Source organism: Pseudomonas sp. VEM90, from assembly GCF_054611535.1.
In genome coordinates this window covers 65,014-79,525 of record NZ_JBTRAR010000018.1, presented here as the reverse complement: position 1 = coordinate 79,525, position 14,512 = coordinate 65,014, and the positions used below count along the sequence as shown (strand labels likewise).

Genomic DNA, 14,512 nt, shown 5'->3' with positions numbered 1-14,512 from the left:
GGGCTCAGGCAACGGCGACGACGTCAAGGATGCGCTGGATCACGCGGTCCTGGTCGATCCCTGCCGCCTCGGCCTCGAACGAGAGGATGATACGGTGGCGCAGTACGTCGAACAGCACGGCCTGGATGTCTTCGGGGCTGACGAAGTCGCGCCCGGCCAGCCAGGCGTGGGCGCGCGCGCAGCGGTCCAGCGAGATGGAGCCGCGCGGGCTGGCGCCGTAGGCGATCCAGTCGGCCAGCTCGGTGTCGAACTTGGCCGGAGTGCGGGTGGCCATGACCAGCTGCACCAGGTATTCCTCCACTGCGTCGGCCATGTACAGGCCAAGGATTTCCTTGCGCGCGGCGAAGATGGCCTGCTGGCTGACCCGGCGCTCAGGCTTGGTTTCGCCGCCCAGAGCTTCACCCCGGGCCTGCGCCAGGATACGCCGCTCTACGGCGGCATCGGGGAAACCGATTTTTACATGCATCAGGAAGCGGTCGAGCTGGGCTTCGGGCAGCGGGTAGGTGCCTTCCTGCTCGATCGGGTTCTGCGTGGCCATGACCAGAAACAGCGGCGACAGGTCGTAGGTGCTGCGGCCCACGCTGACCTGGCGCTCGGCCATGGCTTCGAGCAGCGCCGACTGCACCTTGGCCGGCGCGCGGTTGATTTCGTCGGCCAGCACCAGGTTATGGAAGATAGGCCCCTGCTGGAACACGAAGCTGCCGGTTTCCGGGCGGTAAATCTCCGTGCCGGTGATGTCGGCCGGGAGCAGGTCGGGGGTGAACTGGATGCGATGGAACTGCGCTTCGATGCCTTCTGCGAGTTCTTTGATGGCTTTGGTCTTGGCCAGGCCAGGTGCCCCTTCGACCAGCATGTGGCCGTCGGCCAGCAGCACGATCAACAGCCGTTCGACCAGTTTTTCCTGGCCTAGGATCTGGGTAGAAAGAAAAGTGCGCAGCGCGATCAGCGCTTCACGGTGTTCCATCGGCGACGGTTCCTGGTAGGGGGCCTGAGGCGGCGTGAGGCAGCAGCCTTGGCAAGGGGTGATACTTTAATCTATCCGGGGGGGCGGCGACCAATGGCGGCGGGTAAATTTATCGTTGCAGTCGGGCATGCGGGTAAAGAAATGTCCCACGTATGGCTGGCCATTGCCTGATGTTCCGTGACGGCGTGCTGGCGCCTGCTTGTGCTTTTTGGACAAGCAGAAGGCACGATGATGAAAATGAGCAGCGGCAGCACGCCAAACCTTACGCCGGTCACCCTGCGTTTTGGCGTGTTCTTCGATGGCACCGGTAACAACCTGCACAATGCCACGACGGTGGGTGAGCAGGAGGACAAAGGCGGCAGCTATGGCAACGCCTTGAGCAATGTGGCCCTGTTGCATGCGCTGTATCCGGCTGATGCGGTCAGTGCCGACGGGGCCCAGGCGTTCTTGAAGCGCTATGTGGAAGGCGTGGGCACGTTGGCGGGTGAAGCCGACCATGTCTACGCCTCGGCCACCGGGCATGGGCGCACGGGTGCCGAGGCGCGGGTGGCCGAGGCGTTGCAGGGGATGGCCGAGCAACTGCAGGCGTGGCGCCGGGTGCATCCGCAGGCAACGCTGGAAGGGGTCGAGTTCGACCTTTTCGGTTTCAGCCGCGGCGCGGCAGCGGTGCGGCATCTGGCCAACCTGCTGCACGATGGCGCGGGCGGGCTGTTGTCGGTGGCGTGCGAAACCTCGATCAACTTTATTGGCCTGTTCGACACCGTGGCGGCAATCGTCGCGCCCCTACAGGGTGACTTCGACCCTGCAGACGACCGCCACGGTGGCCTGCGCCTGGGCCTGGGTGCGGATATTGCCCGGCACGTGGTGCAGTTGGTGGCCGAGGACGAGCGGCGGCATAACTTCCCGCTGGTGCGCAGTGGCCACGACATCGTGCTGCCGGGCGTGCACTCGAACATTGGTGGTGGTTACCCGGAGACCCTCCTGGAGCAGGTGCTGCTGTGCAAGCCGCAGTCCCAGCGGGTGCCCGCAGGCATGTGCGTCGAGCAGTGCCGCGTACATGCCAAGGTGAGTGCCTTGCTGGCTTCGGCGTTTGCCGACATGGGCGAACCCAGGCCGCGCGTGATGACCTGGGAGGAGCCGATTGCCGGTGGGCGGCGGGACGAGGCGCAAAAGCAGGTCTATGCGGCGGTGTACCGGGAGCGGCAAGTGGCGGGGCACCTGTCCCGGGTGTACTTGAGCGTGATGCGGGCGTTGGCGGTGCGCGCTGGCGTGCCGTTTGCGCCGTTGGGGGCGCAGGCTGAGCATCGGCTGCCGGAAGAGTTGTCGGGCATCAGCCGAAAACTGCATGCCTTCGCCTTGGGGGAAACTGGCCAGGTGGGGTTGAGCGAGGAAGAACAGCGGCTGTTGCGCGACAGATACGTGCATACGTCAGCGAACTGGAATGCACTGAAGGGCTTGCGCAACAGTGTGCTGGATGTGCTGTTCGTCAATCGGCCGGGGGCAGGCGGGCGCGTGGTGCATGCCAACCCGGCGCAATGAATGACTGATCCTGGCCTGGCAATGCTGCACCGGGCCTACAGGGCGCGCGCCAGCTGTTCAGTCGCGCGCCTTCTGGCTGAATACATCTCCTGTGCCAGGGTCAGCAGCACCGTCAGCAGCATGAACACCACCGATGCGACGAAAATCCCGTTGGGCAGGCGCTGATCGAGCATCCAGCCGAACGCCACCGGCCCGATGGCACCGCCGACGTTGAACCCGGTCGACACCAGGCCGAAGGTTTTGCCCTCGGCCCCGGGTGGCGCCGCCGCCTTGACCAGCATGTCCCGTGATGGGGCGATGACCCCGGTGAGCAAGCCGATGGCACCCAGTACGGCCACCAATGCCCAGCCCTGCAGCAGCCCCAGCGCCACCAGTGCAGTCAGCGCAGCCGCCAGCGCGAAGGCCAGTGCCGCCACCAGGCCGTGGCGCCGGGTACGGTCGGCCAAAGCGCCCCCGCATAGCACGCCGGCTGCGCTGCTCAGCAGGAAAGCGGTGAGCGCGGCGTTGGCCCAGGCCAGTGTCAGGCCTTGGCCCTGGACCAGGGCCGCTACGGAGAACTTCTCGATGGCACTGGTGCTCAGGTTGAGCAGGATGAACAGCACCGTCAGCACGCCGATCATGGGGGTGAACAAGCGTACGCGGCCTGTAGCTGCGGCCGGGCCTGCGCCTTGTTGGTTGGCAGGCCTGGCGACCCGGTAAACGCCACTGCCTGGTATCGATATCAGCAGCAGCGCGGCTACCCCGAATACTGCGCCCGCCGCCAGGGCTGCCCGCGTGCCCAACGCTGCGGCGATGCCGAGAAATACGGCTGGGGTAACGGCCGAACCGAGGAAACCGGCAAAGGTATGAATAGAGAACGACCGCCCCAGGCGTGCTGGCTCGATGCCGTTGGCCAGCAGCGCATAGTCGGCCGGGTGATACACACCATTGGCCAGGCCAGCCATGGCCATCGCCACCAGCAATACCGCGTAACCGGGGCTGGCCGCCAGCAGCACAAAGCTGAGGCTGCCCAACAGCAGCCCGGCCTTGAGCATTTTACGTGCACCGTAGTGGTCGACGGCGTAACCCAGCGGGGCCTGCACCAGCGCGGAGACGATGTTGAACACTGCCAGGGCTGCGCCGAGCTCTACGAAGCCCACGCCCAGCAGGCCGGGCAGCACCGGCAGTAGCGCCGGGATCAGCATGATGTGCACATGGCTGACGAAATGCACGGCAGCAATTTGGGTCAGCAGTTTGGGGCCAGGGTGGGGCATGTCGATACCTGTTGAGCGGTATGCGCCATTGGCGCACTACAAAGTGGTGGAGAGCTCGCTTAGCGGGAGGTGCCCCTCAAACCGGGCAGGCGACCGTTCAGTACAACATGGGCCAGCAGACCAATGACCAGGCCCCAGAAAGCCCCGCCAATGCCGAACAGGCTGATGTTGGCCGCCGCCGCCAGGAAGGTGATCAGTGCTGACTCGCGTGAACGGGCATCGGCCATGGCGCTGGCCAGGCTGGCGCCGATGGTGCCCAGCAGGGCAAGGCCCGCCAGGGTGGTGATAAAGGTGCCCGGCAGGGCCATGAAGACACTCGCCAGCGTGACCCCGAACACCCCGACGAGGATGTAGCAGACACCGGCAGCGATGCCCGCTACCCAGCGCTTGTCCGGGTCTTCATGGGCTTCCTTGCCGGTGCAGATGGCCGCGGTGATGGCGGCGATGTTGAACGCGTGTGAACCGAAGGGCGCCATCAGCAACGAGCCGATGCCGGTGACGGCGACAATCGGGTTGGCGCTGGTCTTGAAACCATCGTTGCGCAGCACCAGCATGCCGGGCATGTACTGGCCGGTGAGGGTGATCAGGAACAAGGGTAGGGCCACGCTGAGGGCCGCGTTGAGGGAGAAGGTGGGCGCAGTGAAAACCGGTGAGGCGAATTCCAGCCGCAACGTCGTCAGGCCCACTTGCCCCTGCAGCAACAGGTAGCCCAGGCCCAGCAGCAGTATGGCGACCACGGCGTAACGGGCGGTGAAGCGTTTGAAGGCCACATAGGCTGCAATCAGCAGCCCGGCGAGGACGGGGTCGACCGACAGGCTGGCAAAGGCACCGATGCCGAACTGCAGCAGGATGCCGGCCAGCAGGCCGGCGGCAATGCCGCCGGGCACGACGCGCACCAGGCGCTCGAAGCACCCGCTAAGCCCCAGCACCACGAAGCCGGCGGCCGACAGCAGGTAGGCACCTATGGCCTCGCTGTAGGGCACGCTGGCAAGCGCGGTGACCAGGAACGCGGCGGCTGGCGTGGACCAGGCTGTGATGACCGGCTCGCGGGTGTACCAGGACAGTGCCAGGCCGCTGAGGCCGACGCCGATCGACACCGCCCAGACCCACGATGACGTCAGCTCCGGGCTCAGCCCGGCCACTTTGGCCGCCTGGAACACCAGGATGAACGTGCCGCCGTAGTTGACGATCACCGAAACGAGTCCGGCAATCACCGGGTGAAGGATGTCTGTCAGCCTGAGCGGGGTTGCAGAGCTTTGAGCAGGCGCGTCCATGGTTGCCTCTGGTAATGGTCAGATGAGGAGCAGTTTTGTGCGGCGAAGGGGTAAACCGACTGCAGCGTCATTGGCCCTTTCGCAGCCCAAGGCTGTTCCTGAAGAAAAAGGCTGCCCGACAGCGACAGGCTGCCGGGCAGGTTTGTGCATCAGTTGGTCAGCGTCACCAGCAGGTTTTTCAGGTGGTTGCTGCCTTGCGCATCCAGCGGCTGCAGGGGCAGGCGTGGGGCGCCGACATCCTGGCCGAGCATTTTCAGGCCGGCCTTGATGGTGGTCGGCAGGCCACGGCGGGTGATGTACTCCAGCAGCTCGTACTGGCGGTAGAACAACGCACGGGCTTCGGCCAGATCGCCTTGTTGTACGGCGTCCCACAGCGCCAGGTTGAGTGCCGGGATCAGGTTGGGCGCGGCGGTACACCAGCCCGTGGCACCGGCCACCAAGGCTTCCAGGGTCAGCGGGTTGCAACCGTTGTAGAACGCCACCTGCCCATCCGTAGCCTTGAACAGGCGGTGCATGCGCTGGATGTCACCGGTGCTTTCCTTGACCATGGTCACATTGGGCACCTCGCCGAGGATACGCAGGATCAGCTCGACCGACAGGTCGGTGCCGCTGGTGCCCGGGTTGTTGTAGAGCATGATCGGAATGTCGATGGCGGCGCCGACCGCCTTGTAGTGGGCGACCACTTCGGCTTCGGTGAGTTTCCAGTAAGAGATGGGTAGCACCATCACCGCCGTAGCGCCGCAGGCCTGTGCCAGGCGGGCACGCTGCACGGTGCGGGCGGTGGTCAGGTCGGAGACGCTGACCACGCTGGGTACGCGCCCGGCAATGCGTGCCTGGCTGAAGCGCACCACGGTTTCCCATTCGCTATCGGACAGATAAGCCCCTTCGCCGGTGCTGCCCAATGGCGCGATGGCGTGCACGCCGTCTGCGATCAGGCTATCGATGGACGTGCCCAGGGCATCCAGGTCGAGTGTGCCGTCTGCCGTGAAGGGGGTGATGGTGTAGCCGATAACGCCGCGAATTACAGATGTAGACATGACCAGGCACCTTTGCCGTTGTTGAGGAAAGAGTACAGCTTCGATCAGCCCAGGCAGTCGCCATGGGCACGCAAGGCACGGCGCGCGTAGTAGCTGAAGGCGGCGCCGTGACGTTTGGGGGTGGAAATCCAGTCGTGGGCTTCTTTGCCCAAGGCTTCGGGGATGGGGCGGATGTCACCGGCGCCCATGGCCAGCAGTTGCATCTTTGCTGCGCGCTCGAACAGCAGGGCGAGCACGCAGGCTTCCTCGATCGAACGGCCAGCGATCAGCAGGCCATGATGGGAAAGCAGGATTGCGCGCTTGTCGCCAATCGCCTTCGCGATGATTTCGCCTTCTTCGTTGCCCACCGGCACACCGGGCCATTCCTTGAGGAATGCACAGTCGTCGAACAGTGGGCACAGGTCCATGTGCGAGATGGCCAGCGGAACTTCCAGCATCGACAAGGCGGCGCTGTGCAGCGGGTGGGTGTGGATGATGCAGTTGACGTCGGGGCGGGCGCGGTACAGCCAGCTGTGGAAGCGGTTGGCCGGGTTGGCCATGCCACGGCCTTGCAGCACCGTCAGGTCTTCGTCCACCACCAGCAGGTTGGAGGCGGCGATTTCGTCGAAGCCAAGCCCCAGTTGTTGGGTGTAGTAGGTGCCAGGTTCCTGCGCGCGGGCAGTGATCTGCCCGGCCAGGCCTGAGTCGTGGCCGCCGTCGAACAGGATACGGCAGGTGAGGGCGAGCTTTTGTCGCGCGGTGTAGGTGTTGTCGGCCAGCGCCGTCAGCATCTGTTGCTGGGCGAGTTTGACAAGCTGGTCCTTGGGGGTGTGCATGGTGGTCGTCATGGGCGGTACCTGCTTGAGGAAAAGATGAAGTGACATCGGGATGTCGTCAGGACACTTGGCGATCATAATGACACTTTGTGTCATGTTCAAGCGTGGCGTGACACAAAAGCGCGACGCCTTTGCAGCATCTCGCTCGCCGGGTATTCATCTCTCGTGTGCAGGGGGCAGCGTTGAACAAGTGGAAGCGGCTTTAGCCGCGAAGCATCCAACTCGGTGGATGGCACCGGCTACGCCGGTGTTCGCTGCTAAAGCCGCTCCTGAAGGGGTTTAGGCAGGCGTGCGGGTTTTGCGCAAGGCCGTTCTGCTCCATCGATGGCTCATGCGCCTATACAAAGGCCGTCCAGATTGGTTGCCGGATCTCTTCGCGGGTACTGCCGGAAGGCATCTGAAATTGCAGTGATCAGTTGTGCGTCACGTATCGGGTGCAACCCTGGAAAGCCTTTACCATTGCAGTTGCCGTCATGGGTAAGCACGGCCTCGACACTGGCATCGTGGTCTAGATAAACCTGCCTGATCGCCTGAGCTTCCTGATCCTTGTCGTCTTCGCATCGCAGGGCATGGTGAATGGCCAGGGCTGCGCCAAACGCCAGGGCCGGGGTTGCAATACCGTGCTTGCGGGCAAGGTCGATGCTGCTGAGGATGCGTTCGTTGCGTTGCAGCTTGCGCAAGGGGTCGCGGCCTACCCGGGCGCACGGGTCTTTGAACGAGGTTTTGCAGCGTTCGAGGAATGCCTCGGCAAAGCGGCTGACCACCTCGGCCATCTGTGGGTATTCGGCCACCAGTGCGGGCGCGACCTCCTGGCGAATCAGGCGCTCGGCCAGTTCACTCACTCGCGTATCGCCCATGCCCTGGCCGACCCAGGCATGGCCCAGCAGGCTGGCGTACCAGGCCACGATGGCGTGCGGGCCGTTCCACAGGCGGTTCTTGATGATCTGGATCTGGGCAATGTCTGGGACTGTCTTCACCTGGCGCAGGCGTTCGAGCAGATCGCTGCCGCGCTCGGCGTAAAGCGGCATGTCGGCTTCGCTGTTGAACAGCACCAGATGCAGCTGGCTCATGGCGCTGCTGGGCTGTGCAAAGGGCCTGAAGTGGCCGATCAGCCGTTCGTACTCTGGTAGCGGCGCCGAGGGCTTGCGGGTGCTTGCAGGCTCGTCTTCCAGGCTGTTCTGGAACATCTGCGACTTGATGCGCAGTTGCCTTACCAGCGCGTCGTTGCCCAGTTTGGACACGATACGGCTGACCACCGTTTCGGCGAAATGGGTCTTCTGCAAAACCTGCTCGCTGATCGCAGGCGGGCACAGTAATGCCAACTCGGCTTGCACATGACGCCGCACGAACGCCGCACCGCCAACCTTGTTCAGCACGATCAACAGGGTCAGCTCGCGGCCTCGGCGCTCGAAGCGTTGCAGCAGGCCTTGGGCGATCACCCTGGCCTGGCTTCTGATGGCCTGCTCGGGCAGGCTCAGGCCAATGATTTCGGCAGTGGTGTACATGCCGATGACGGCGTCGTCATCGTCCATGTCGATCATGCGCACGTTGTCGATGGTCTGGTCGAACGACGTGGCACCGTAGCGCACGCTGTAGCGGCCGAAGGCGCTGACGCTTTCGCGCAGCATGCGCGAGCGGGTTGCGGCAATGATTTCACGCGGTCGGGTGTAGCCGTCCCAATGGGAAAATACCTGTGTCAGGTAACCGCCGCCGATGGCGCCGAAACCATGAATGCCCACGCTGAACTGGTTCATCGAGGCCGGAAACGGCTCGCTCAATGCAGGCATGCCCAGGTCGGGTACGCACTCGCTCAGGTCGGCGAGAAATTCATGCATGCTGCGGTAGGCTTTTAGCGCGCCCGCCTTGATTTCCGGCGCAGGCGGCTTGATGTCCTCGATCAGGATCGCCTGCCCTTCAGCACGCATCGCCGACAGCATGCCGTTTTCCGAGTCCTCGACCATGAAGCACTGGCCTGGCTCGCAATTGAGCGCGCGGGCGGCTTTCAGGAAAATCTCGGGGTGGGGTTTGCCTTGGCTGACTTCATCGCCACAAACGGTGATGTCGAAGTACTTCAGCACGTTGGCGTTGATCAGGTACTCCTCGGCAATGGCACGGCGGCTGGAGGTGGCCACCGCCATGGTCAGGCCCGACTTGCGCAGGCGCTCCAGCACCTCCAGCAGGCCGGCCTTGATCGGTACGCCGTGATTGCGCACGTACTCCAGTTCAAGTTGATCGGCGCGTTGGCGGATTTCGGCGTACGGGAAGTCTTCGCCGTTATGCGCCTTGGCAAGGGCCTCGGCCTTCTTTGCGCTCAGGCCCAGCGAGCCAATCAGGGTGTGCTCGCTCAGCGCTTTGCCGAAGATTTCCAGAGACGCTTGCTTGAGTGTCTTGAAGCGCAGGCGCTCGGTGTCGAAGAGGGTGCCATCCATATCGAAGATGGCGCTGAAAATGTGTTTACCGTGAAAGAAAAGCATTGGCTGTTGCCCCTTGTCGTTGCGTCAGGCACTCCGCCTGCAACAGGCGAGTACGGTGTGTGAGCTGCAGAGGAGGCAGTCAGGTCGGGGGCACACGTTCGACAGCGGGACGCTCAGGGGTGACACAGAGGTAAGGCGGGGCGGAGCGGGGGGTGCAGAGAAGGTTGGCAACCTTCGAGGCGAGGCGGGTGGCGCGTTTGGCCTTGAGTTCACGCCCACTGGCTGCGGTCGGTTTCGCAGGCAGTGGGCGCAAATAGCGATGGATACGTGTGATTCCAAGCATGAGGTGCTTTGCTTCCTTTTCGTCATGGGTGATCCCTTTTTAGCCTTGCACGTCTGCGCAACCCGATGCAAGGACAAGGCTGTCGTTACCGAGCCGAGTAATGACTCGAGCTGTCAGCAAGGCTCCCCCATGACCTCGCCGTTCCTGCGTACAATGCGGGCAAGGCAGGGGCATCGAGAGGTCAATGTGGAGTTACGCCAGTTTCGCTACTTTTTAAGTGTGTTGGAGCACGGCAGCCTTGGCAGGGCCGCGCTCGAGCTTGGCGTGGGCGCCTCCGCCCTGAGCCAGCAACTGTCGAAGCTGGAAAACGAGCTCAGCACCCGGCTGTTGACGCGCTCGAGTACCGGCGTCGTCCCGACAGCGGCAGGTCTGGCCTTCGAGTACCATGCCCGGCTGGCGCTGCGTCAGGCCGAACACGCCATGCTTGCCGCGCAGAGTGGACGCATGAGCGGGTATGTAAGTGTCGGCCTTGCCCCGACTACGGCATCGGTCCTGGGCCTTGCCCTTATCGACCGCATGCGCCAGCGCTATCCGGACATCCACTTGCACCTGGTGGAAATGCTGTCGGGCTATCTGGTCAGCCAGCTTAACGCCCGGCACCTGGACCTGGCTGTGTTGTTCCAGCCGGACGCGGGGGCGCGCCTGGATGTGCGTCCGCTGTTGCAGGAACGGCTGTTCGCGCTGGTTCCGCTGGCATTGGTGCAAAGTGGCTGGGGCGAATCGCTGACGTTGCAGCAGATCGCGACGTTGCCGCTGGTGATGCCGAGCAGTCAGCATGGCTTGCGCGCCACGTTACAGGCAATCCTGGCCAGGGCGGGGCTGGAAGCCAACATCGTCATGGAGGTCGATGGCCTGTCATTGCTCTTGGATTGCGTAGCGGCGGGCCACGCCGCCACCCTGCAGCCCGGTGCGGCAGTAGCCCGGGCAACGCAAGCAGGCATGCGCGTATTCGCCATCGACGATGCCCAGGCGCAGCGCCGCAATCTGGTGGTGAGCCTGAGTGAGGATGAGCTTTCGCCTGCTGCGCTTGCGACCCGGGTCGTGTTGCATGAGGTCGCGCGCGAGCGGGTTGCCTGCGGTCAATGGCCCGGGGCGCGCCTGCTCTGAGGCCGCCTGGGCACCATCAGCCTTTAGAAAAACTGAACACCTACCTTCGGTAATCGCGTTTCGTCACCCGCCAGGTCTCACTAGAGTCCGTGGTCCGCGAGGAGCACCCCGAACGTTCTGGCTCCTCGAGACCTGGAGGCAAAATGATCGATGTGCTTGTCATTGGCGGCGGGAATGCTGCCCTTTGCTCGGCGCTGATGGCCCGCGAGGCGGGGGCCAGTGTGCTGCTGCTGGAGGCTGCGCCACGTGAATGGCGTGGTGGCAACTCTCAACACACCCGCAACCTGCGATGCATGCACGATGCGCCGCAGGATGTACTGGTTGACGCGTACCCGGAAGAGGAGTTCTGGCAAGACCTGCTCAAGGTCACGGGCGGGCAAACCGACGAGAAACTGGCACGGCTGGTGATCAGGGCTTCTGCCAATTGCCGGGACTGGATGCGGCACCATGGCGTGCATTTTCAGCCGTCGCTCTCTGGCGCGTTGCACACGGCGCGCACCAACGCCTTTTTCATGGGCGGTGGCAAGGCACTGGTCAATGCCTATTTCCGTAGTGCCGAGCGGTTGGGTGTTGAGGTTCGCTATGACACGCCAGTGTGCGATATCGAGCTGGACGGCGACCGTTTCGTTGCGGCCCATGTACCGGCTCGTGATGTCGCAGGGCGCCGCTTGCCGGCCGAACGCATCCAGGCGCGAGCCTGTGTGCTGGCGGCTGGAGGCTTCGAGTCGAACAGAAGCTGGTTGCGCGAGGCGTGGGGGCAGAACGAACGCGGTGAGTGGCCAGCGGACAATTTTCTGGTCCGTGGCACCCGCTTCAACGATGGTGTACTGCTGCGACGGATGATCGATCTGGGGGCCGATACTATCGGTGACCCGACCCAGGCGCACATGGTAGCCATAGACGCCCGCGCGCCCTTGTACGACGGCGGTATCTGCACGCGTATCGATTGCGTTTCGCTGGGTGTGGTGGTCAACCGTGAAGGCTTGCGCTTCTATGATGAAGGGGAGGACTTCTGGCCCAAGCGCTATGCGATCTGGGGCAGGTTGGTAGCCCATCAGCCGGGGCAGGTGGGGTTCTCCATCATCGACCAGAAAGCGTTGGGGCGGTTCATGCCGCCGGTTTTCGGGGGTATCACGGCCAATACCCTGGAAGAACTGGCGCAGCTTCTGGGCCTTCCGGTAGCGACCTTCCTTGACACGGTTCACGCCTACAACCGGGCGTGTCAGGCGGGCAGCTTCGATCATACCCGCCTGGACAACTGCCACACGCAAGGCGTGACACCGGTCAAGAGCCACTGGGCACGACCGATCGATACGCCACCATTCTATGGATATCCGTTGCGTCCAGGGGTGACTTTCACCTACCTGGGGCTAAGCACGGATGAGACCGCTGCCGTTCATTTCGCTGGCCGGCGCAGCCCGAACCTGTTCGTTGCGGGCGAAATGATGGCGGGCAACGTGCTGGGCAAGGGCTACACCGCTGGCGTCGGCATGTCCATAGGCACCGCCTTCGGCCGTATCGCCGGCACCCATTCCGCGGCTGCTGCTGCACGTATTTCATCCCCAAACGAGGCCTGTCATGACCGCGCAATTGCCTGAACCCCACACGTATGACCCGGCGGGCCGGGCCGAACTGATTCCGGTATTGAACATGGATGAAACGGAAGTCGACCGGCAGATGCGCATCTGCAATGCCTGTCGCTACTGCGAAGGCTTCTGCGCCGTGTTTCCGGCCATGACCCGAAGGCTGACATTTGCCAAGGCGGATATCCATTACCTGGCCAACCTGTGCCATAACTGCGGCGCCTGCTTGCATGCCTGCCAGTACGCCGCGCCTCATGAGTTTGCTGTCAACGTGCCTCAGGCCATGGCCAAGGTCCGTGGCCAGACGTACGCTGACTATGCCTGGCCGGCCGCGTTCGGCCGTCTTTACCGGCACAATGGCACCTATGTGGTCACTGCGCTGGCGATTGCCTTGTCGCTGTTCTTGCTACTGGCCTTGCAGGTCAACGGAACCCTGTTGCCTGGTCGTCTGGGCGGCGACTTCTATGCGGTTTTTCCGCACAACATGCTGGCGCTGTTGTTCGGCAGTGTCTTTTGCCTGAGCGGTGTCGCGCTGGCGGTGGCGATAAGGCGGTTCTGGCGCAGCATTTCGCCGGCCGAGCCTCAGGCTCCGCCTGTTGACGGGGCAATCCTTGAAGCTTCAACAGCTGTGCTGACCTTGAAGTACCTCGACGGAGGGCATGGCCAGGGCTGTAACAACGAGGATGATCGCTACACCCTGTGGCGGCGCCGTTTCCACCACTTGACCTTCTACGGATTCTTGCTGTGCTTCGCGGCTACCTTGGTCGCCACGGCATATCACTACGTACTCGACCTTCAAGCGCCTTACCCCGTGCTGAGCCTGCCTGTGCTGCTGGGTACGGTCGGGGGGATCGGCCTGGTCATTGGCCCCGCCGGGCTGCTTGTGCTGAACCTGCGCCGAGCGCCGGAACAGGGTGACCCCAGGCAGCGGCCAATGGACAGGGCCTTCATCCTGCTCCTGCTGTTGATCAGCCTCACCGGGCTCGCCCTGTTGGGCCTGAGGGATACCGGGGCCATGGCGGTGCTGTTGGCCGTTCACCTGGGCACGGTCATGGCGCTGTTCATCACGTTGCCTTACGGCAAGTTCGCCCACGGCCTGTTCCGCAGCGCGGCGCTGCTCAAGTTCGCGCTTGAAAAGCGCCGCCCCGACACACTCGGCCTGGGCAGCGACTGATTGATGGTCGCAGCAGCACAGGGTGGATGTCGGCGGTCTGACGGGCACGCCCAGTCAACGATTGGGCCATTTCTCCAGCAGGATCGACACGAATTTTTCAGCTGCAGGCGAAAGCGAGGCGCCGCGTCGGTAAACCAGACCGAGTGTTCGGGTGACCTGGGGTTCGATCAACGGAACACTGACCAGGGTTGGATGGTCGGCGGTGGGCATAGCCAGGCTGGGCATGGCCGATACCCCCAGCCCGGCCTCCACCATGCCGAGCGAGGTCGAGAGGTGTTGTACCTCGTAAAACCACTTGGGGCGCAAGTTGAGCCCGGATAACGCGTGGTCGAGCAGCATGCGATTACCGCTCAGTCGGCCTACGCCGATCAGGCGGTAATCGGCAAGCTCGGTCCAGGTGACGGCGTCACGGCCTGCCAGTTTGTGGTCGCGCCGGCAGGCCAGGACGAAGTGTTCCTGCACCAGCGAGACGAACTCGATGTCCGGGTGTTGCCCGCTCATCATGTTGATGCCGAAGTCAGCTTCACCCCGCAGCACCGCTTCAAGCCCGTCGTTGGCGCTTAGATCGAGCAGGCGAATACGGATTTTCGGGTACTGCTCGTTGTAGTCGCGGATCACCGACGGCAGGAAGTAGAACGCTGCTGTGGGGATGCAGGCAAGGGTGACCTGGCCGGTTTGTCGTTCTGCCAGTTCGCGGATGCTGAGAATGGAGTCTTCGAAGTCGTCCAGTAACCGTCTGGCTTTGGGCAAAAAGTCGCGCCCGACGCTGGTCAGGCTGACGCGACGGGTGGTGCGCTCGAGCAAGGAGGTACCTAGGCCTTCCTCCAGCTTCTTAATGCGCCGGCTTAGCGCTGGCTGGGAGAGATGCAGTGCTTCGGCAGCTTCGTGGAAGCTGCCGAGTTCGGCGATTTTCACGAAAGATCGGATATCTTGCAGCTCATATTCCATATAAAAGCCTTGGCCCGTTCAAAGAGGAATTATTTTGTGAAAGGCAATAATCGCTACGATA

At 63.3% G+C, this 14,512-nt stretch carries 11 protein-coding genes; 4 read left to right on the top strand and 7 right to left on the bottom strand.

What is annotated here, in order from left to right:
• Window positions 1-4: 4 nt before the first annotated feature.
• Window positions 5-964 carry an AAA family ATPase gene (locus ACYCCG_RS17790; RefSeq protein ID WP_176684475.1) on the bottom strand — a complete coding sequence of 320 codons (960 nt, stop codon included), beginning with the start codon at window positions 962-964 and terminating at the stop codon, window positions 5-7.
• 228 nt (window positions 965-1,192) lie between these two features.
• Between ACYCCG_RS17790 and ACYCCG_RS17785 the strand changes: the two genes are divergently transcribed.
• Window positions 1,193-2,503: a T6SS phospholipase effector Tle1-like catalytic domain-containing protein gene (locus tag ACYCCG_RS17785; RefSeq protein WP_459671339.1), complete on the top strand. Its 1,311-nt coding sequence runs from the start codon at window positions 1,193-1,195 to the stop codon at window positions 2,501-2,503.
• Window positions 2,504-2,538: 35 nt separating this feature from the next.
• Here the strand turns inward: ACYCCG_RS17785 and ACYCCG_RS17780 are convergent, their stop codons facing one another.
• From ACYCCG_RS17780 to mtlD, 5 genes are all read right to left on the bottom strand, one after another.
• Complete coding sequence (locus ACYCCG_RS17780; RefSeq protein ID WP_459671338.1) at window positions 2,539-3,756, bottom strand: MFS transporter; 1,218 nt, start codon at window positions 3,754-3,756, stop codon at window positions 2,539-2,541.
• A 59-nt stretch (window positions 3,757-3,815) separates the two neighbouring features.
• Window positions 3,816-5,030: a benzoate/H(+) symporter BenE family transporter gene (locus ACYCCG_RS17775; protein ID WP_459671336.1), complete on the bottom strand. Its 1,215-nt coding sequence runs from the start codon at window positions 5,028-5,030 to the stop codon at window positions 3,816-3,818.
• Window positions 5,031-5,179: 149 nt separating this feature from the next.
• Window positions 5,180-6,067: a dihydrodipicolinate synthase family protein gene (locus tag ACYCCG_RS17770; protein ID WP_459671334.1), complete on the bottom strand. Its 888-nt coding sequence runs from the start codon at window positions 6,065-6,067 to the stop codon at window positions 5,180-5,182.
• A gap of 44 nt (window positions 6,068-6,111) precedes the next feature.
• Window positions 6,112-6,894, bottom strand: coding sequence for an aldolase (locus ACYCCG_RS17765; RefSeq protein WP_021784050.1), 783 nt, complete (start codon window positions 6,892-6,894; stop codon window positions 6,112-6,114).
• A gap of 317 nt (window positions 6,895-7,211) precedes the next feature.
• A complete protein-coding gene (gene mtlD, locus ACYCCG_RS17760) occupies window positions 7,212-9,356 on the bottom strand; it encodes a bifunctional mannitol-1-phosphate dehydrogenase/phosphatase (RefSeq protein WP_339534349.1) in 2,145 nt (714 codons plus the stop codon).
• Window positions 9,357-9,825: 469 nt separating this feature from the next.
• Here mtlD and ACYCCG_RS17755 point away from each other — a divergent pair, with 469 nt between their 5' ends.
• From ACYCCG_RS17755 to tcuB, 3 genes are all read left to right on the top strand, one after another.
• Window positions 9,826-10,746: a LysR family transcriptional regulator gene (locus ACYCCG_RS17755; protein ID WP_028698041.1), complete on the top strand. Its 921-nt coding sequence runs from the start codon at window positions 9,826-9,828 to the stop codon at window positions 10,744-10,746.
• A gap of 143 nt (window positions 10,747-10,889) precedes the next feature.
• Complete coding sequence (tcuA, locus tag ACYCCG_RS17750) at window positions 10,890-12,344, top strand: FAD-dependent tricarballylate dehydrogenase TcuA (protein ID WP_339444103.1); 1,455 nt, start codon at window positions 10,890-10,892, stop codon at window positions 12,342-12,344.
• A complete protein-coding gene (tcuB, locus tag ACYCCG_RS17745) occupies window positions 12,325-13,503 on the top strand; it encodes a tricarballylate utilization 4Fe-4S protein TcuB (RefSeq protein ID WP_339444104.1) in 1,179 nt (392 codons plus the stop codon). The genes tcuA and tcuB overlap by 20 nt, the downstream gene beginning before the upstream one ends.
• A 54-nt stretch (window positions 13,504-13,557) precedes the next feature.
• On the opposite strand, the gene ACYCCG_RS17740 is transcribed toward tcuB, so the two are convergent.
• On the bottom strand, window positions 13,558-14,451 hold the full coding sequence (locus ACYCCG_RS17740) for a LysR family transcriptional regulator (protein WP_252459537.1): 894 nt from the start codon (window positions 14,449-14,451) through the stop codon (window positions 13,558-13,560).
• Window positions 14,452-14,512 lie beyond the last annotated feature (61 nt).